General features: G+C 76.4%; 15 protein-coding genes. 10 read left to right on the plus strand and 5 right to left on the minus strand.

What is annotated here, in order from left to right:
• Positions 1–62: 62 nt before the first annotated feature.
• On the minus strand, positions 63–1,052 hold the full coding sequence (locus tag ACFWOG_RS15250) for a LysR family transcriptional regulator (RefSeq protein ID WP_329951293.1): 990 nt from the start codon (positions 1,050–1,052) through the stop codon (positions 63–65).
• Between the two features lie 128 nt (positions 1,053–1,180).
• Between ACFWOG_RS15250 and ACFWOG_RS15255 the strand changes: the two genes are divergently transcribed.
• Both ACFWOG_RS15255 and ACFWOG_RS15260 read left to right on the plus strand, forming a co-directional pair.
• The gene (locus ACFWOG_RS15255; RefSeq protein ID WP_380358540.1) at positions 1,181–2,428 is read left to right on the plus strand and encodes an MFS transporter; all 1,248 of its coding nucleotides are present in this window, start codon (positions 1,181–1,183) and stop codon (positions 2,426–2,428) included.
• Between the two features lie 141 nt (positions 2,429–2,569).
• Positions 2,570–3,535 (plus strand): metallophosphoesterase, encoded by a 966-nt coding sequence (locus ACFWOG_RS15260; protein ID WP_329951295.1) that lies wholly within the window; start codon positions 2,570–2,572, stop codon positions 3,533–3,535.
• Positions 3,536–3,615: 80 nt separating this feature from the next.
• On the opposite strand, the gene ACFWOG_RS15265 is transcribed toward ACFWOG_RS15260, so the two are convergent.
• Entirely contained in the window at positions 3,616–4,854 is a 1,239-nt protein-coding gene (locus ACFWOG_RS15265) for a glycosyltransferase (protein ID WP_380358544.1), read from the minus strand.
• A 460-nt stretch (positions 4,855–5,314) separates the two neighbouring features.
• Between ACFWOG_RS15265 and ACFWOG_RS15270 the strand changes: the two genes are divergently transcribed.
• Entirely contained in the window at positions 5,315–5,857 is a 543-nt protein-coding gene (locus ACFWOG_RS15270) for an MOSC domain-containing protein (RefSeq protein ID WP_329876899.1), read from the plus strand.
• A gap of 150 nt (positions 5,858–6,007) precedes the next feature.
• The gene (locus ACFWOG_RS15275) at positions 6,008–6,892 is read left to right on the plus strand and encodes a siderophore-interacting protein (protein ID WP_380358547.1); all 885 of its coding nucleotides are present in this window, start codon (positions 6,008–6,010) and stop codon (positions 6,890–6,892) included.
• A gap of 56 nt (positions 6,893–6,948) precedes the next feature.
• Here the strand turns inward: ACFWOG_RS15275 and ACFWOG_RS15280 are convergent, their stop codons facing one another.
• Positions 6,949–7,251 (minus strand): hypothetical protein, encoded by a 303-nt coding sequence (locus ACFWOG_RS15280; RefSeq protein ID WP_380358550.1) that lies wholly within the window; start codon positions 7,249–7,251, stop codon positions 6,949–6,951.
• Between the two features lie 109 nt (positions 7,252–7,360).
• Here ACFWOG_RS15280 and ACFWOG_RS15285 point away from each other — a divergent pair, with 109 nt between their 5' ends.
• Positions 7,361–7,993, plus strand: a complete 633-nt coding sequence (locus tag ACFWOG_RS15285; RefSeq protein ID WP_380358553.1) for a hypothetical protein — start codon at positions 7,361–7,363, stop codon at positions 7,991–7,993.
• 65 nt (positions 7,994–8,058) lie between these two features.
• Here ACFWOG_RS15285 and ACFWOG_RS15290 read toward each other — a convergent pair whose 3' ends face one another.
• Both ACFWOG_RS15290 and ACFWOG_RS15295 read right to left on the minus strand, forming a co-directional pair.
• The gene (locus tag ACFWOG_RS15290; protein ID WP_329951300.1) at positions 8,059–8,724 is read right to left on the minus strand and encodes an RES family NAD+ phosphorylase; all 666 of its coding nucleotides are present in this window, start codon (positions 8,722–8,724) and stop codon (positions 8,059–8,061) included.
• A gap of 4 nt (positions 8,725–8,728) precedes the next feature.
• Entirely contained in the window at positions 8,729–9,373 is a 645-nt protein-coding gene (locus ACFWOG_RS15295; RefSeq protein ID WP_380358556.1) for a hypothetical protein, read from the minus strand.
• Between the two features lie 299 nt (positions 9,374–9,672).
• On the opposite strand from ACFWOG_RS15295, the gene ACFWOG_RS15300 reads away from it, so the two are divergent.
• Genes ACFWOG_RS15300 through ACFWOG_RS15320 form a run of 5 tightly spaced genes read left to right on the plus strand, consistent with a single transcriptional unit; the run spans position 9,673 to position 18,298 of the window.
• Positions 9,673–11,142 (plus strand): hypothetical protein, encoded by a 1,470-nt coding sequence (locus ACFWOG_RS15300; RefSeq protein WP_380358559.1) that lies wholly within the window; start codon positions 9,673–9,675, stop codon positions 11,140–11,142.
• A 4-nt stretch (positions 11,143–11,146) separates the two neighbouring features.
• Positions 11,147–13,312 carry an AAA family ATPase gene (locus ACFWOG_RS15305; RefSeq protein ID WP_380358562.1) on the plus strand — a complete coding sequence of 722 codons (2,166 nt, stop codon included), beginning with the start codon at positions 11,147–11,149 and terminating at the stop codon, positions 13,310–13,312.
• On the plus strand, positions 13,309–14,064 hold the full coding sequence (locus ACFWOG_RS15310; protein WP_355403690.1) for a 4Fe-4S single cluster domain-containing protein: 756 nt from the start codon (positions 13,309–13,311) through the stop codon (positions 14,062–14,064). Before ACFWOG_RS15305 ends, ACFWOG_RS15310 begins: the two co-directional genes overlap by 4 nt.
• Positions 14,052–14,669 carry an FHA domain-containing protein gene (locus tag ACFWOG_RS15315; protein WP_329876917.1) on the plus strand — a complete coding sequence of 206 codons (618 nt, stop codon included), beginning with the start codon at positions 14,052–14,054 and terminating at the stop codon, positions 14,667–14,669. The genes ACFWOG_RS15310 and ACFWOG_RS15315 overlap by 13 nt, the downstream gene beginning before the upstream one ends.
• Positions 14,670–14,698: 29 nt before the next feature.
• Positions 14,699–18,298, plus strand: coding sequence for a hypothetical protein (locus ACFWOG_RS15320; RefSeq protein WP_380358566.1), 3,600 nt, complete (start codon positions 14,699–14,701; stop codon positions 18,296–18,298).
• Positions 18,299–18,424 lie beyond the last annotated feature (126 nt).

Raw genomic sequence — 18,424 nt, forward strand, 5'->3', positions numbered from 1 at the left:
CGCCCCGACCGCGACCCCCGTGCGGTCGGGGCGGGCGCGCCCGTTCGTCCGCCGTACCGCCGCTACCGCAGCGCCCAGTCCGGCACCCACGTCCCGCCGCCGTGCTCGCCACCGCCCCCGACGCCCTCCGCGACCGCCGTCCCGGCCGCGCCGGTCGCCCCGTCCGCGCCGTCCGCCCCGGTGAGGTGCTCGCGGAGCGCGGCGAGCCCGGGGTGCGGATTGTCCACGTGCCAGAGCAGCGCGTGCGGGTAGACCGGGGTCGGGTCGTGCACGGTGATGCGCCGCAGGTCGTGGCCGGCGGGCCAGAGCAGATGGGTCTGCGCGCTGACGAAGGTCGCCAGTTCCGGCACCTCGGCGATGGTGTCGAGCAGCGGCTCGACACCGAAGTCCGGCCCGGTCACCTCGACGGTCAGCCCGAAGGCGGCCGCCAGGTCCTCGTAGTAGGCCGCCCACTCGGTGCCCGTGACGATGCCGGGCACCCAGATCCGGTGTCCGGCCAGCGCGGCGAGCGTGACCGCGCGGGCGTCGGCCAGCGCGTGGGACGGTCCGGTCAGGAGCTGGAGGGGCTCGTCCAGCACGGGCACCGCCCCGATGTCCTCGGGCAGCCGGCGGCCCGGCATGGTGACGGCGCGGAACGAGGCGTCGATCGTCCCGGCCCGGAGCTCGGCCACGGCCGCGTCCACGTCGAACCGCGTCACGACGTCGAGCGCGACCTCCGGGTGCGCGCGGTGGAAGCCCCGCAGCAGCGCCGCCGGGGCCAGCCGGCGTCCGATGACGTCCACCCGCAGGGCCCGCCGCCCGGCCTGCACCGAGGCGGTCGCGCGTTCCTCGGCCCGGAGCAGCGCGCGGGCGTGCGGCAGGAACGCCTGCCCGTCGACGGTCAGCCGGGCGCCGCGCGGCGTGCGGGTGAACAGCCGTACCCCGAGATCCCGCTCCAGCGCGGCGACCCGCTTCGACACCGCCTGCTGGCTGACCGAGAGTTCGGCCGCCGCGTGCTGGAAGCGTCCCGCGTCCACGACGGCGACGAAGGTGCGCACGGCATCGAGATCCATGGCCGCCATCCTAGGGATCCGCGGGACACAACCACCGGTTGTGGCGGGCCGGCCCGCGGTTGTTTGATCCCCGGTCCGCCGTCCCGCTTTGATGGCGGCTGTCGACCGCCGGTCGGAGGAGGAGTGCGGTGAGGGTGTCGCTGGGACGGCGGTTCGGGTGGCTGTGGGGGGCGTACGCGGTGAGCGCGCTCGGCACCCGGCTCGCGTTCAACGCGCTTCCGCTGATCGCGATCGACGTGTTGGCGGCGGGCCCCGCCGAGGTGTCGGTGCTGGCCGCCGCCGGGGCGGCCGTCGGTGCGGCGGTCGCGCTGCCGCTCGGCCCGTGGGCGGAGCGCCGCCGCAAGCGGCCGGTGATGATCACCATGGACCTGCTGCGGTGCGCGGCGTTGCTGAGCGTCCCGGCCGGGTACGCGCTCGGTCTGCTCACCTTCCCCCAGCTCCTGCTGGTGTCGGTGCTCGTCGCGGCGGCCGACATCACCTTCGGTGCCGCCGCCGGGGCCTGCCTGAAGGCGCTCGTCCGGCCCGAGGACCTGCTGACCGCCAACGCCCGGTTCGAGGCCACGAGCTGGACCACCATCGTCCTCGGGCTGCCGCTCGGCGGCGTCGCGATCGGACTGTTCGGCCCCGTCGTGACCGTGCTCGCCGACGCCGGCAGCTACCTGCTCTCGGCCGCCGGCCTGCGCGCGATCGGCGGTGGGGAGCCGCGCCCCGCGCCCGCCCCCGTCGCCCCGCCGCGGGCCCGCGACCTCTTCGAGGGCTGGCGCCACCTGCTGGCCCACCCGGTGCTGAGGCCGCTGTTCCTCAACACCGTCCTCGTCAACGCCCTGATCATGGCGGTCGAGCCGCTGCTCGCCGTCCTCCTCCTGCGCCGGCTCGGCCTCGCCCCGTGGCAGTACGGTCTCGCCTTCGCCGTCCCCTGTCTCGGCGGGCTCATCGGCTCACGGATCGCCGGGCGCGCCGTCGCCCGCTTCGGACGGCACCGCGTCCTGCTCGTCGCCGGTAGCCTGCGGGCCTGCTGGCCGGTCGGCCTCGCCTTCGTCGGGCCGGGCACGGGCGGGCTCGTCCTGGTGACGGCGGTCGAGTTCGCGCTGATCACCTGTCTGGGCGTGTTCAACCCGGTGCTGGCCACCCACCGTCTGGAGGAGGTCGCCCCCGACCACATGACCCGCGTCCTCACCGCCTGGTCCGTCACGGCCAAGGCCGCCGTCGCCGCCCTGACCGCCCTCTGGGGCCTGCTCGCGGTCCTCGTCGGCCTCCGCCAGGCCATCGCCCTCGCCGGCCTCCTGCTCCTGGTCACCCCGCTGCTCCTTCCCCGCCGGCCCGCTGCGCCGCGGCTCCCGGACGCCGCACCGCAGGGCGCCGGCCGGGCGGGCTGAGCGCACCGGGCGGCGGCCCCGGACCGCCCGACGCTGCTCGGCAGAAGTTTGCACGACTGCCATGTGGCAGTTCTGCCACTTCCCTACCTTGGGTGGCGTCCGTCCGACCCGCGACCCTTCCCACCGAGCGAGCGAGGGCCCATGAAGCAGCACACCGACCCGACCCCGGCAGCCCCGGGCACCGGAGCCGTCGGCATCGTCCAGATCTCCGACCTCCACTTCCAGGACGCCCCCGTCGCCCGGAGGTTCGTCGCGCACGACCCCGACGAGGGGCTCGCGGCCGTCCTCGCGGAAGCGGCCGGGGCGATCGGGGAGGCCGCCCTGGTGGTCGCCACCGGCGACCTCGCGGACACCGGCGAGGCGGGCGCCTACGAGCGGATGGGCGAGGTCCTGGACGCGCTGCCCGCCCCGGTTTACTGCCTCGCCGGCAACCACGACCGGCAGGACGCGCTGCAGGCCTGCCTGCCCCGCCCCAACGTGCACCTGGAACCGGCCGTCCGGGTCGGGAACTGGCTGATGCTGTTCCTCGACAGCAACGCGCACGGCCGCGAGGCCGCCGCCGACGGCACCTACCGCGACCGTGACGACCGGGTGCACGCAGCCGCCCAACCGGGCCTCACCCCGGTCGAGGAGGAACGCGCCCGTGCGATCCTGACGACCACCGGTGCCGACCACGTCTTCGTCTGGATGCACCAGCCGCCGCTTCCCCGGACCGCTCCGGATGCCCAGGGGGACAGCGAACTCGCCCTGCTGGTGCGCGACTTCCCCAAGATTCGGGCGATCGGCGCCGGCCACCTGCACGGCGACCTGTCCGGCGAGTTCGAAGGCCGCCCCGTGTACGTGTGCCCGTCGACCTTCTACAGCATCGATCACGCGAGCCACGGCCTCGACGGCCCCGGCTACCGCACGTACACCCTGCACCCCGACGGCCGCGTCGACAGCGAGGTCCGGACCGTGTCCGGAGGGATCACCGACGCCATGCGGGCCGCGTCCCTCCCCGGCTTCCTGGCGGACCTGTTGGCGGGCCGGACGACCGGCGAGGAGCTCCAGGCCCTGGGCGACGCCGAGTTCGAGGAACGCTACGGCGAACCCCGCCCGATGCGCTGACCGGGCCCCGGCCGCCCGGGGTCCGGCCGCCGCCGGGCCGGACCGCCGGGCGGGCCGGCGATCGGGCGGGCCCGCGTGGCTCACGCGCGCTGCGGCGACCCCTCCCGATCGACCTCGTCGAGCACCAGCCGCGCGGCCACCGCCGCGCCGTCGGTGCGGACCGTGCCCGCCACGGCGGCCGCCCGCTCGCGGGTCGCGGGGGCCAGCGCCGCCGCGAGCGCGGCCGACAGCGACGCCGCGGTCGGTGTCGGGCCGTCATGGGCCACACCGATGCCGAGCTCGGCGACCCGCCCGGCCCAGTACGGCTGGTCGGCCCCCTGGGGCACCACCACCTGCGGCACGCCGGCCAGGGCGGCGGTCGTGGTGGTGCCGGCACTGCCGTGGTGCACGACGGCGGCCGACCGCCGGAACAGGGCCTGCTGGTTGACCTCGTCGACGACGAAGCAGTCGTCCCGGTCGTCGACCGGGGCCAGGCCGGCCCAGCCGCGCGCGAGGACCACCCGGAGGCCCCGCGCGCGGGCCGCGTCCACGGCCGCCCGGGCGACGCCCGCCGGATCCGGCACGGGCGTGCTGCCGAAGCCCACGTACACCGGCGGAGTACCGGCGTCCAGGAAGGCCGTCAACCCGGCGGGGAGCGGGCGCTCGTCCGGCAGGATCCACGCGCCGGTCTGCACCACGTCGAGCTCCGTCGGCTGCCACGGGGCCAGGAACGGGTCCGCGGCCATCCACGGCCGGTCGGTGAAGGCGTAGTCGCGGACGCCGGTCACCGGCGGCAGCCCGGCGGACGCCCGGCGGGCGTTGAGCTCCCCGCCGAACATCTCGTCGGCGATCCGGGCGTCGAGGTCCCACAGCGCCCGGCGGTCGCCCTCGTCCTCGGGCAGCGGCCGGCCCCGCCGCGCGGGCGGCGCCCGGTGGGGCGACGGCAGGCTGACCGGCTGGTGGCTCGCGTGCACGTAGCGGATGCCCAGCTTCTCGGCGACGGACCGCGCACCGGCCGCGGCCGGCAACGGGCCGGTCACCACCAGCACGTCGCACCCCTCGGCCGCCGCGGCGAGCGTGTCGAACTGCGCGTCCATCAGGTCGGCCACCCGCCGGGCCAGGCCCGCCGCCGACCCCGGGGTCACCGTGGTCACCAGCGGCCGTACCGGGTCGCCGGCCGGCACCACCTCGACGCCGACGCCGGCGAGCCGCTCCGCGAACTCCTCGTCCGGAGGCGCGCACACCCGCACCTCCGCGCCGAGCTCCCGCAGCCGCACCGCGAGCCCCACCATCGGCTCGACACTGCCGCGCGACCCGTACGCCGACAACACCACACGCATGCATGACTCCCGTGAATTCGCAGGTCGACCTGGCTACGGCCGGACATTCTGCGGCATCACGGGGGCCTTGCCGCAAGGCCCCCGATGCGCTATAAGTTCAGAGTGGCGAGGGGAGCGGGTTTCTCCCCCTTCGCCCCTCGACGCCCGCCGCGGACGGACGACCTGCCGGTGGCCCCCTCCCGCTCCGGGACGCCCCGCAGGCGCGCGGGGAGCCGGCGCCCTGCGGTACGCGGTGCACGAGGAGCCGAGCGGCCGGCCGGGTCGAGGAGTTCCGGCGGGGCGCGCTCGCCCGCGTCGGCGGCGTTCCGCGGCGTCCGGGAACCCTTCCACCCCGGGGCTACGCCTTCCCCGCGTACTGAGGCGGGGCCGCCGGGGGCCGCCGAGGGTGCCGGCCGGCGGTCGTGCGGCGCTCGATAGGCTCGGGACGAATCATCAGGTCCGAACAGGAGGTCCGCGCACCATGGGCGGGACGGTCACGGCGGTCAGCAGCAGCGGCGAGTACACGTTCACCAAGCCCAACCGGGACGGCATCACGCTGCTCGCCGGCCTCGGGGTCGAGGGGGACGTGCACGCGGGCGTCACGGTGAAGCACCGGTCGAGGGTCGCGCAGGACCCGACGCTCCCGAACCTGCGACAGGTCCACCTGATCCACGAGGAACTCTTCGCCGAGGTGGGCGAGAAGGGCTTCGAGGTGGCACCCGGCCAGCTCGGGGAGAACATCACCACCGGCGGGATCGACCTGCTCGGCCTGCCGGTCGGGACGCTGCTGCGGATCGGGGACGCGGCGGTCGTGGAGGTCACCGGGCTGCGCAACCCCTGCCTGCAGATCGACGCCTTCAGCAGCGGGCTGCTGAAGCAGGTCGTGGGGAGGGACGCGGAGGGGAACGTCGTGCGGAAGGCCGGGATCATGAGCGTCGTCCGGGAGGGCGGCGTGGTGCGCCCCGGTGACGTGATCGAGGTCGAGCTTCCCGAGGGCCCGCACCGGCCGCTCGACCGGGTCTGAACGGTCCCGGACGCGGGGCGGGCGCCGGGGCGGACGCGCGGGCGGGGGCGGGTCCGTAGGCGGGCGCGGCCCGGAGGCGGGATGGGCAGGACGCGAACAGATAGGTTAGCCTAACCTAAGCTTCGACGGGACCGGCTGCCGTCCGCCGACGTGCCGCCGACCCGCCCGCTGAGAGGAGAGAGGGCCCTGACCAGCACCACCGCCCCCGCGCGCTTCGTGCTCTTCCCGCTCCACGTCGTCCGGAGCACCCGCATCACAGCCCACCTGGCCCGCATCACGCTCGGCGGCGAGAGCCTCGCCGGCTTCGTCAACGGCGGCCTCGACCAGCGGATCAAGCTCCTCCTGCCGCAGCCCGGCCAGACCGAACCGCTGACCCCGCCCGGTGCGGGCGAGTTCGGCTGGTACCAGAGCTGGCGGGCCATGGACCCGGCCGTCCGGCCGGTGCTCCGCACCTACACCGTCCGGGCGCAGCGCCGGGACCCCGACGAGATCGACATCGACATCGCCGTCCAGGGCGACCACGGGCCCGGCTCCCGCTGGGCCGTCAAGACCGCCCCCGGGGACCGCGTGATCGTCTGCGGGCCGGCGGTGGAGGAGGCCGGCGGCGTCGAGTTCCGGCTGCCGCCGAGCGCGGACTGGGTCCTCCTGGCCGGGGACGAGTCGGCGCTGCCGGCCGTCGCGGCCATCCTCGACGAACTGCCGGCCGGGCTGCCCGTGCGGGTGTTCGCCGAGGTCGAGGGCCCGGGGGAGGAGGGCTACCTGCCCACCGGCCGGCCCGGCGTCGAGGTGACCTGGCTGCACCGGGGCGAGGACGTCGACCCGGTCCTGCCCACCGCCGTCCGGGCCGCCGAACTCCCGCCCGGCGAGCCGTACGCGTGGATCGCCGGCGAGGCGGCGAGCGTCCGCGAGCTGCGCCGCCACCTGGTCCGCGAGCGCGGGATCGACCGGCGCGCCGTCTGCTTCATGGGCTACTGGCGGGCCGGGCGGACGGAGGACCAGCGAGCCGAGGACGGCCCGGCGGTCGACGACGACTGACGGAACCCGGCCACCCCCGGGCGACCCCCGGCCCGGGACGGGCCCCTCGCCGGTCGCTACGATCGCACTCCGATCACGGACGGGGGGGCCGTGGGCACGGTGTGGACACGGCTGACCGGGTGGCTGCCGGCGATCGGCGCCGTCGTCACCGAGGTGTGGGCCCTGCTGCCCGCCCTGAGCCCGGACGCGGTGGCCCTCTCCACCCGGGCCCGGCTGCTGCCGCCGCCGGTGACGCCGGTCTGCGCCGCGGCCTGGTCGGCCGCCTCGGTGGCGGCCCGGCGCCGCCCTCCTGCGCCTGACCTGCGGAAGAGGAAGCCGGGGCGGGCCTTCGCGTTCCTGACGGGTGATTTCCCGGTCATTCCGACCCCAAGGCCCTGCCGCACGGGCGCTGACACCCTACCGTGGAAGGGAGTCCGCCCCGGTCCGGGGCGGAACGGGGTGATCGAAGCGCACGAAGGAAGGAAAGCCATGGGGGTACGTGCACGGCTGCGCGGGGGCGCGGTCGCGGCGGGGGCCGCGGTGCTGGCGGTCGGGGCCCTGGGGGCCGGGGTGGCTCCAGGTCAGTCGGCGGCTGCCGACCAGTGGCGGCCGCAGCCGGGGACCCTGTACATCTCCGACTTGCCGAAGACCGAGTCGTGGCGCGCCAACCCGACCGCCCGGGGGTGGGGCGACGACTTCGATTGTCCGGTGGGCTGGCCCGCCGAGCCGGCCGAAGTCAACGTATGGCACCGGGACTTCACCACCGCGGAGACCGCGTTCGCCCAGCAGAAGGTGGCGGTCTTCGACACGGAGGCCGAGGCCATCGCCTTCGCGGACAAGGCCCGGCAGGACTACGTCGCCTGCGCGCACGCCCCGCAGCGGCCCGGCGTGAGCGCAACCTACCTCGACCACGGGGTGATCAACGTCGAGGAGGGCGCCACCCTTCAGGGGATGCACACCTTCGACTCCAACGCCACCGAGCGCCCCGACTACAACTACCTGTGGGGCGTGGGCCGCGACGGCGACACGGTGACGCTGGTCCTGTGGCAGAGCTACTGGGGCGACCCGCCTGTGATCCCGTGGAAGAACACCCTGAACACCGCGGTGAAGAAGCTGTACTGAGCACCCGCCGCCGACTCCTCGCCGCGGGTCCCGGCCGGGGCGGCGCGGCGGCCTCCGCCCCGGTGCTACCGCCGGGGCGGTTCGATCCTGGTGCGGGCCGGGGCGAGCAGCCGGTTGAGCAGCTCGGCGCCGGCGGCCGTGTCGAGGGGCACGGGTTCGGTCCCGGCCGGCTTCACCAGCCCGGCGGCGCCCTCGCGCTCGTAGAGGACGCAGGCGGCGCTCGACAGGTCGCGCTTGGACGGCCACTTCAGCCCGCGTGCCCACGGCGCCTGGCCGCGGATCCAGGCGCCCCAGCGGCGGGTCCGGGCGTACGCCTCGGGAGTGGAGTGGATCAGCCACTCGTCCTGGTGGACGGCGGCGAGCTGGTCGAGCGTCATCAGGCCGACGAGGGGGATGTCGCAGGTGGTCTCGATCTGCGACAGCACCCTGCCCCGGACGGCGACCCTACGGATCCGCCGCCAGCCCTTCTCGTCGAACGGGATGCCGCGCACCAGCGTCTCCATCACGGCCGTCCGCTCCGAGAACCCGGCGTACAGGTACGGCAACTGCTCGCCGTCGCCCTGGAAGGAGCAGAACCGGCCGCCCTCGTAGAGCGCGTCGGCGGGGTTCGGGTTGAACGCGGTCGCCGGGTAGGCGGCCAGGTGGACGCGGTGGAGCACGGTGCCCGCGGGCAGCAGCTCGCGGTGCGGGACGGCGCGCACGGTGGGGGCGGGGACCTTCACGTCGGGCATCCGGTCACCACTCCGCGATCTCGGCACGGGCCGCCGCGAGCAGGGAGTGCTCGCCGGGGGTGCCCAGCAGGCGGGCGGGGACGGCGTCCAGCCAGGCGTTGGCGCCCAGCCACCAGTCGGCGACGCCCCACGGGTCGTCGTCGGCGTCGAGCAGGCGGTTGACCTCGACGACCAGCGGGAGCGGGAGGCCGGAGGCGCCGTCGAACTGGAAGGACGGCAGCCGGACGGTGCCCTGGCGGTCGGTCAGCCGGATGAGGTCGGGGTCGGCGGGGTCGTGTCCGCCGGCCCGGTACTCCGCGGCGGTGACGTTCCCGGCGTCGAGCAGCCAGTCGTCGGCGTCGGGGGGCGGCTGCGCCGCCGCGGGTCGGCGGCCGAAGAACGCCAGCGCGCTCAGGACCGCCTCCCGGTTGATCTGCTCGGCCCGGGCGCCGGGCGCGTAGCGGACCGAGTCCTCGAACACCGCCCGGACCGGGTGACCGTCGGGAACCGAGGCGAGCAGCAGCCGGACGATCCTGCGTGCGATCCGCTCGGGGTCCCTGGAGGGCGCGGTGAGCAGCTCCCGCAGCCGGGCCCGGGCCGACTCGTCGAGGAACTCCTGCACCTCGTCCCAGCGTTCCCGCAGGGCCTCCAGCACCTCGGCCAGCTCCATCGCCCGTCACCTCCGTCCGCCCGACCCGCGTTCGCGATCCACGATCCGCCGAGGGGCAATCTAGCGTGCCGGTGTCGACCGCGGGCGGTGATCACCGATTCCCGCAAGGCGGGAACAACCCTCCACGATCTGCGGCATGATGGGCCCTCAGCAGCACCTCGGGGGCGGTGTGCCGGTCCACGCGTGGTCGTCCGACGACTCGGCCCGCACCGGCCCTGACGGCGCGCGTAGGGTGTTCCCACCGGTGCCGAGCCCCCGGTCCGCACCGTACGTCACGACTCGCGCTCGGAAGGCGGCCGGTGAGCAGTTCCGCGGGATACGGATGGTCCTACGTCGACCAGGAGGCCGAGCGCCGTCGGCGGTTGCGCGCGCAGTTGGCCGCCGAGGCCCAGCGGGCCGAGAACCTGCGGCGCGCCGAGGAACGCCGGGCGGAGCTGCGCGCCCGGCTCCTTGCCGAGGAGCGGCGGGCGGACTTGCGCGCCCGGCTCGGCGAGCTGAACGAGGAGGCGCAGGGGCTGCGCGGCGAGGCCGGGCAGCTGCGCCGCGCGTACCGGGCCGGGAAGGTGCGGGTCGAGACGGTCACCGTCGGCGCCGGGGCGGACGAGGCCGAGCTGACCCGGGCGATCGAGCGGGCCCGGGCGGCCAACGGCCGCGCGGCGCGCGAGCTGGCGGAGGCCGTCCAGGACGTGTGGGCGGCGGTGCTGCCGGAGGCGGTGGTCGAACCGGAACGGCCGCGCCCGCCGAGGAAGCCCGTCCGGAACGCGGCGGGGGACGCCGCCACGGCGGCGGCAGCGGCGGAGGAGGCGGCGCGCGAGCTGGCGGAACGGACCGACGGTGTCCGGGCCGGTGCGCTCGCCGAGGCCCAGGCCGTGCTGGACCGGGACGTGCCCCGCTGCGACCCCGCCGACCTGGAGCGGGTGGCCGGGCTGGTGCGGTCCCTGAAGGCGGCCGGCACCGTCTCCGAGGTGCGGACGACGCTCACCGACCTGGCGGCGCTCGTCCAGCACTCGGTGCTGCGCCGCGGTCGCGACGAGGAGCGCGCCGAACTGCGGGCCGCACTGGTGGAACTGGCGCAGGAGGCGGAGCCGGGGGAACGCGACCGGCTGGTCGCCGACCTCACGGCCGCGGAGGACCCGGCCTACCTGCGCCCCGCCGTGGAGGCGGCGGTGGCCCGGGCGGACGCGCACCGCAACCGCGGGCCGGTGGCGGTGGCGCTCGCCGAGGTGCTGCGCGAGCGGGACTACCTGGTGGGCGAGGACTTCACCGACCTGCTGGCCGAGGAGGGGGAGGTGGTGGTGCCGTTCGGCGACCCCGAACCCGGTGGCGCGGCCGGCGGCGAGGCGCCGGTGGCCGGGTACGGGCTGCGGCTGGTGCTGTCGCCGGACCGGGCGACGCTCTCGACCTCGGTGGTCAAGCGGTCCGGCGGCCCGACGGCCGGGGACGGCGCGGCCGGGGACGGTACGGCCGACGGTGCGGCCGGCGACGGGGTGGACGAGGAGCTCGCCGAGGAGCAGGACGAGCTGGTCCAGCAGTGGTTCTGCGACGAGCAGTTGCCCTCCATCGAGGAGGCCGTCCGGGAGAAGGGCGTGCGCCTGGAGCGGACGTCCGCGATGGCGCCGGGCACGATGGCCGCCGGCGTGGTGCCGAACGGCTCGTGGCCGCCGCCGGCCGCCGCCGTCCAGCGCCGCGGGACGAGGAAGCCGGGCCGCAAGGGCTCGGCGAACGCCGCCCAGGCCTGGCAACAGCAGCAGCGACAGCGTGAGCGGTGAGAACGTGAGCAGGGACGACACGAGCGGTGGGAACGCGGACGGTGGGAGGGCGGACCTCCGGAAGGACGCGGCGGCCGGTGCGGCCGGTTCGTCCGGTGCGGAGGGGCCCGACGGCGCCGGGGCGGGAGACGGTCCGCGTTCGGCGACGCCCAGTTGGATCCGTGAGCTGGACATGGCGCTCACCGTCTACCCGCAGGTGCTGCTGACGGGCAACGTCCGTGACCAGTACCTGTTGCCGGACGACCACGCCGCCGGCAGCAGCACCACGCTCGCCCCGTACACCCTGGGCGGGGTGATCGAATCGCTCTGCCTGGCCCGCGGTTACGGCGCGCTCGCCTTCGTCGACCAGGTCAACGACCGGATCGCCCTGCTCAGGCTGAGCGCCACGGTCGAGGAGGTCCCGGAGGTGATCCGGCAGTTCGCCGAACGCGACGAGCGGTGGCGCCGCAGCGGCGGCGCGGGCAACGGCGCGCCGGACGCGGACGACGAGGACGAGCCCGAGCTGCTGGACCGGCTGCGCGACGCGATGGTCGGCGTGGTCCGCCACCCCGGCCCGCCGATCGGACTCGTCGTCCCCTACGCGGCCCGGCTCGGCTCGGCCCGCGCACCCGTCGCGGGCGAGGCCGCCCGGCTGTTCGCCGCCGCCGAGGAGCTGGGCCACACCGCCCGACCCGTGCAGGGCAGCACGGTTGTGACGCCGTACAACACGGTGTTCTGGGTGGTGGAACGGCAGGAGGACCTGCCGATGGAGTTCGCGGTCGGCAGCCGCGCGGTGCGGGTGATCAACGTGCCGCAGCCGCCGCACGACCAGCGGCTGGCCGCCGCCCGGCACGTGGTCGGCGGGCTGGCCCGCTACCAGGCGGCGACCGGCGGCCAACTGCTCGACGCGGCCGAGACCGTGTCCGCCGCCAAGGCACTCGCCGACTCCTCCCACGGCATGGGCAGTTCGGAGGTGATGGCGATCGGGCGAATGGCGCTGGACCGCGGCCTCCCGGTGCAGCGCCTGGACGAGGCGGCCCGCCTCTACCGGATCGGCGTGCTCGACAACCCGTGGGCCACCGCGGCGCTGCGCGAGCGGATCGCGGACGGTGAGCGGTTCCTCAACGGCAAGGTGATCGGCCAGCCGTACGCCGTCCGCCGCACGCTGGAGATCTTCATGCGTTCGGCGGCGGGGCTGAACGGCGCGCAGTCGTCCAGCTCGCCGAGCCGGCCGCGCGGCACCCTCTTCCTCTCGGGCCCGACCGGTGTCGGCAAGACCGAACTCGCCAAGGGCGTCGCCGAGATGATCCTCGGCAAGGATGCCCGGCCGATCCGCTTCGACATGAGCGAGTTCGCCGAGGAGCACGCCCGGGACCGGCTGATCGGCGCCCCGCCGGGCTTCGTCGGCCACGACGCGGGCGGCGAGCTGACCAACGCCGTTCGCGCCAACCCGATGAGCGTGCTGCTCTTCGACGAGATCGACAAGGCCAACCCGCGGCTGTTCGACCTCTTCCTGCAGATCCTGGAGGACGGCCGGCTCACCGACGGACGCGGCGCCACCGTCTACTTCACCGAATGCGTGCTGATCTTCACGTCCAACCTCGGGATCACGGCGACCGTGGTGGCGGAGCAGTCCCGGGACGGCGGGCGGGCGGCGGCGGAGAACGGCGGCCCGGGCGGCGAACCGGTACCGCAGGCCGGCGAGCCGGCGCAGGCGGCGCCCGCCCGCAGCGGCCGGCGTCAGCTCACCCGGCACGACGACCCGGTGATCGTCCGCCAGGCGCTGCGGGAGGCCTTCGACACCTTCTTCAACGACCAGATCCGGCGTCCCGAGCTGCGCAACCGCTTCGGCGACAACTTCATCCCGATGGACTTCATGCAGGAGAAGTGGGTGCCGCAGATCCTCGACAAGGCGATCGCCTCGGTGGCGGGCCGGATCCGGGACGTGCACGGCGCCGAACTGACCGTCGCGGACGACGCGTGGGAGGTGCTGCGGGTCGAGGCGACCCGGCGGCTGGACCACGGCGGTCGCGGGGTCCTGACCGCCGTCGAGTCGGCGCTGGTCAACCCGCTGGCCAAGGAGGTCTTCCGGACCCTGCCGAAGCGCGGCGAGCGGATCGAGGTGGCCTCGGTCGAGGGCGACGGGGACGGCGAGGGCTACCGCGTCGAGGTGAACCGTTGGCCCGGGTGAGCGAGGAGTCGACGGACGGCGGGCCGGGCGGCGGGCGCGTCGCCGACCCGGCCGTCGGGCACGGTGCAGGACCGGCCGTCGCCCCGGAGAGCCCGCCGGCGGCCCGGGTGAGCCAGGTCTACCGGCCGGTCACCTCGCTCGGCCCCGGCCGGCGGATGGGCGTCTGGTTCCAGGGGTGCACCCTGGCCTGCCCCGGCTGCATGTCCCGGCACACCTGGGAGCCCTCCGGCGGGCGGGAGCTGACGACGGAGCGGTTCGCCGCACTGTGGCGCGCGGCCCTGGCCGACGGGATCGACGGCCTGACCGTCAGCGGCGGCGAACCGCTGGAACAGGCGCCGGCCCTCGCCGCCCTCCTCGGCGCCGCCGACGAGGAGCGCCGCCGCGCCGGCCGGGCCGCCGACCTGCTGGTGTACACCGGCTGGGAGCCGGAGGAACTGGCCGCCGACCCGGCGACCGCCTCCGCACTGGCCGGCGCCGACGCGGTCGTCACCGGCCGCTACCGGGCCGGGCAGCCGACCCGGCTGGTCTGGCGGGGATCGGCCAACCAGCGGCTGGTGATCCGCACCGCCCTCGGCCGCGAGCGCTACACGCCCCACCTGGACCACCGCCCCGAGCGGCCGGAACTCCAGGTGCACGTCACCGAGGGCGAGGTCCGGGTGATCGGGGTGCCGCGCCCCGGCGACCTGGGCCGGATCGAACGAGACCTGGTCCGGCGCGGCGTGACTCTCCGGGAGACCTCGTGGCGACCGTGATCTACCGCTGCCCGGTGGGAGCGCCGGGGGAGTGCCCGACCTCCGGTACCCGGGGGTACTGCCAGGTGCACTTCTTCGTGGAGCTCGAACGGTACGACCCGGAGCAGGACGCGCCCCCGCCCCCCGGGCCCGCGCCGTCCGCGCCCGGTACCGCGTCGGCCGCCGGGTCGCCCGCGACCGTACCGGCCGCCGCACCCGAGGCGGCGACGCGGCCGGCCCGCGCCGCACCCGCACAGCAGGGGCGGCGGCCGGAGCCGGCCGCCCGTCCGGTGGTCCGGCTGGCGCTGGTGATCGCCGGGGCGCTGCTGCCGATCCGGGGTGAACGCCGGCGCGGGGGCTGCGGGTTGGCCATCGGCCGCGACGACCGCGACTGCGCCGCGATCCCCGGCCTGGCGGACCTCAACCAGCTCTCCCGGCACCATGCGGAGCTGAGCTGGATCGACGGGGTGCTGCACGTCAGGGACGTGGGGTCGACCAACGGCACCTTCGTCGACGACCGCCCGGTCACCGGGCCGACCGTGGTCTGGCCGGGGCACCGGCTGCGGTTCGCGCAGGACATCGACGTCCAGGTGATCGAGATCGACGAGTTCGGCGCTCCCCGGTGACCCGGGGGCGCGAGGAGGAGAACGGCGCGATGGCCGACACACCACCGGAACCGAGTCCGCCCACCCGCAAGCAGGGCCGGGGGCAGGGGACGGGGCAGGGCACGGGACAGGGCACGGGACAGGGGAGGCGCCAGGACCAGGTCCCGGGCCAGGGGGCGAACCAGGCCCGGGGCGGAGGCCAGGCGCAGGGCGGCGGCCGAAACCAGAGCCAGGGCCAGAATCAGGGCCGGAATCAGGGCCAGGGCCAGGGCCGGACGCCCGCGCAGGGCCGGTCGGGCGACGGCCCGACCGCTGCGAGCCCGCCCACCCGGGTCCAGCGCTCCGGTGGGCCCGCGAACGACGGCCGGACCGGCACCGAGGGCGGCGGGGCACCGGCCGGCCACCGGTCCGACACCCCGACGGGCACCCCGACGGGCACCCCGACCAACCCCCGGTCCGGCACCCCGCAGGGAGCCCCGGCCGCGAGCCCGCCCACCCGGGTCCAGGGCGGCAGCCGTCCCCGGCGGACCGGGAACGGCACCGGAGGCACCACCGGCGCGACCACCGGTTCGACCGACGGCGCGCCCACCGGCGCCGGCACCCCGGCCGCCGGGAGCGCCGTCCCCTCGCCGGCCACCCGGCTCCAGCGCGGCAAGCCCCCCGCTCCCGCCCCGGCGCGGACCCCCGCGCCCGGTGCGCCCACCCGCGTCCAGCGCCCCGGCGCGACCCAGCCCCCGCCGGCCCCCGGCGGGTCGGCGAGCCCGACGGCCGCCCCCTCCGCAGGTCCCTCCGCCGACCAGGCGGGAGCCTTCCCCACCGCCCTGACCGACCGCTACCACCCCGTCGGCCCGGCCGGTTCCGGCAGCGAGGGCACCGTGTGGCACGTCCGCCGCGCCGACGGCGGCGGCGACGCGGCCGTCAAGGTCGGCAACCCCGGCGTCCAGGCCGACACCGAACTCCTCACCCACCTCGGCGATGCCGCCTTCCGCCGCCACGTCCCCGAGATCCTCGGCCACGGGCGGATCGAGCACGCGGGCGCGCTCTGCGACTGGATGGCGATGGAGTACCTGCCGGTCACCCTGGCCGACCACGTCGCCGAGCTGCGCCGCCGGGGCAGGCTCGACCGGCCCGGCGAGACCGAGCGGATCATCCGCGAACTGGTCGCGCTGCTGGACTTCTGGCAGACCACGGTGGACCGCAACCCGGTGGACTTCAAGCCGGCCAACATCCTGGTCCGCGAGGGCGGCCGGTCCGGCCGCGGCGGTCCGGCCGCGCCCCAGTTCGTGGTGGCGGACTTCGGCGGCGTCGCCAAACTCACCGCCAGCCGCCGGTTCTCCGCCGACATGCAGGTCACCGTCGCCTTCATGGCGCCCGAGCAGCTCGCCGGCCACAACCACCGGGCCGGCCCGTGGTGGGCCCTGGGCACCATCCTGTACGAGGTGTTCACCGGCGGGACCCGCTACCGGCGGGCGGACGGCGGGCTGGTCAGCGACGAGGCCCTCCAGTACCGGCTGGTGATGGAGGACGTGGTGGACCTCGCCGCCGTCACCGACGAGCGCCGGAGGCTGCTGCTCCAGGGGCTGTTCACCAAGGAGCCGGCCGACCGCTGGACCGCGCCGCAGGTCCGCGACTGGTTGGCCGGCGGCAGCCCGGAGGTGGTACGCACCCGGGTCGCCCCGGAGGCCCCCCAGGTCGAGACCGGGCCCGCGTACCGCCCGATCGCCTACCGGGGCGCCGACTTCCACGACCCGACGGCGCTGGCGGTGCGGATGCTCGCGGAATCGGGCGACGCGGCGGCCTGGCTGATGAGCGGAGGCGCGCGCCGGCTGCGCGACTGGCTGCGCGACGAGGTCAAGGACACGGCCCTCGACCTCCACTACCTGAAGGACGTCGACCGCGGCACCCCGGCGGACAGGTCGCGCGCGGCCTCGCGCGCGGTGCTGGCGCTGGGCGCGGTGTTCGCGCCGGAGGCGGTCCCGCACGTCCGGGACCGCCGGGTGGACGCGACGGGGCTGGCCCGGACGGCCGGCGAGGACGGCACGGCCGCCTTCGTCGACGAGCTGATCGCCGCCGGGCTGCCGGCGCTGGCCGCCCGCTTCCGCTGCGGGCACGAAGCCTGCCCGGACGGGGCCTGCCGCCGGCTGCTGGCGCTGACCGAACTGCCCGCCGTGCTGGAGGCCGTCGGGCGGGAGGCCCGGGACCTCGGCGGTCGCGGCGGTGGCCGCGGCGGCGGAGGCCGCGACGGACGCCTCACCGCCGACGAGCTGGCGACGGCCCACCGCTGGGCCCTGCTGCTCACCGTCCAGCCCGATGCGCAGCGTCTCGCGGTGGTGCGGCGGGTCTCCGCACTGCCGGGCCCGCTGCGCAGGCTGCCGGTGCCCGCGCACACGGCCGCCACCGTCGTCGCCGACACGGCCGGCACCGCCCGTGCGGCCGTGCTGAGGGGCGAGCGGGACCGGTTCCGGCGCGCCTGGTCGGAGCTGCGCCGCCGCGCGCTGGTCGCCTCCCCGACCACGGCCGAGGGCCGGGCGCTGCTGGCCGCCGCCGCCGTGCTGCACGTGCGGAGGGTCCGCGCCGAGGGGGCGCGGCGCGGAGCCGACCGGGGCGCCTGGAAGACGACGGCGCGCGCCTGGGGACGGGGCGCCCGGAGCGCAGTTCCCCGGCGCGCGGCCGCGGCCGTGCTGCTGCTCCTCGGCCTCGCCGTGACGCTCTGGGCGGGCGCGGTCTGGCGGATCGCCGTCGACGCCGGAGCGGGCGGAGCCTTCCTGCCCGACGGCGCGTTCGGCGGCCCGCTGCGGACCGCGGGGGACACGGCGGCCCGGGAGACCGTCGGACAGCTGGGCGCCGCCCTGGTCGCCGCCGTCGCGGTGGCCGCGTTCCCGGCCCGGATCGGCCGGCGGGTGCTCCTCCTGGTCGTCGCCGCGGCCTTCGCCGTCGGCTACCTGCGGCTCGGGCCGCCCATGACGGTGCTCAGGCCGCCGGCCGCGGTGGTCGAGCGGGTGGTGATGTTCGAAGGCGGCCTCGGCAGCTGGGCGGGTGTCGGGGCGGCGGCCGGGGTCGTCCTCGCCCTGGTCCTCAACGGCCGCTCCAACCGCTGGCTGCTCAACCCCGCCAACGAGGCCGAGGAACGGGCCGCGGGCGACCGCCGTCGGCTCGCCGCCCGCCGCCGGGCCCGCGGCGGCAGCCCGAACCGCTGGCGGACCGGCCGCGCCGGCCTCCGCGACCGGCTGCTCTTCGCCCTCGGCGGCACCCTCGTGCTGACACTGCTGCTCTGGGCGGCCGTCGAGGTCCGGCTCGTCGTCGGGCAGCCCCACCACCCCACCCCGGAGTCCTGGGGCACCGGCCAGGCCGGCGCCGCCTACCAGGCGGACTACCTGCTGCTGCTGGCCTTCCTCGCCCTCCTCGGCGCCGTGGCCGTCCCCCGGACCGCGCCCCGGATACTGGCCGGCTCGGCCCTGGGGGTGGTGGTCCTGGGAGCCTGGCCGCCCCCGCTCGGCCCGCTGGAGGCCCTGCGCATCCCGGTGCTCGGCAGCTGGTTCTCCTCGATCGCCGAGGTGTGGGGCCACGCCGCCTTCTGGGCCGCCCTGTTGGTCGCCCTGCCGCTCGCCTGCTACGTCGGGTTCTGGACGGTCCGCCGGGTGGCGGAGTGAACCACCGGATCACGCACGACGTGAGGTGAGGTCCCGAAGCGCCGGCGGACCCCCGGCCTGACGTCCGCCGTCCCCTCGGTCGTCGAGCAGCCGCCAGGCGGTGAGGGCGAGGGTGGCCCGCAACAG

The sequence above is a fragment of the Kitasatospora sp. NPDC058406 genome (genome assembly GCF_042722765.1).
Lineage (GTDB): Bacteria > Actinomycetota > Actinomycetes > Streptomycetales > Streptomycetaceae > Kitasatospora.

Coding starts and splice junctions, on each gene's coding strand:
- ACFWOG_RS15250 (WP_329951293.1), bottom strand. CDS start 1,052: ATGGATCTCGATGCCGTGCGCACCTTCGTCGCCGTCGTGGACGCGGGA.
- ACFWOG_RS15260 (WP_329951295.1), top strand. CDS start 2,570: ATGAAGCAGCACACCGACCCGACCCCGGCAGCCCCGGGCACCGGAGCC.
- ACFWOG_RS15265 (WP_380358544.1), bottom strand. CDS start 4,854: ATGCGTGTGGTGTTGTCGGCGTACGGGTCGCGCGGCAGTGTCGAGCCG.
- ACFWOG_RS15270 (WP_329876899.1), top strand. CDS start 5,315: ATGGGCGGGACGGTCACGGCGGTCAGCAGCAGCGGCGAGTACACGTTC.
- ACFWOG_RS15280 (WP_380358550.1), bottom strand. CDS start 7,251: ATGACCGGGAAATCACCCGTCAGGAACGCGAAGGCCCGCCCCGGCTTC.
- ACFWOG_RS15285 (WP_380358553.1), top strand. CDS start 7,361: ATGGGGGTACGTGCACGGCTGCGCGGGGGCGCGGTCGCGGCGGGGGCC.
- ACFWOG_RS15290 (WP_329951300.1), bottom strand. CDS start 8,724: ATGCCCGACGTGAAGGTCCCCGCCCCCACCGTGCGCGCCGTCCCGCAC.
- ACFWOG_RS15295 (WP_380358556.1), bottom strand. CDS start 9,373: ATGGAGCTGGCCGAGGTGCTGGAGGCCCTGCGGGAACGCTGGGACGAG.
- ACFWOG_RS15320 (WP_380358566.1), top strand. CDS start 14,699: ATGGCCGACACACCACCGGAACCGAGTCCGCCCACCCGCAAGCAGGGC.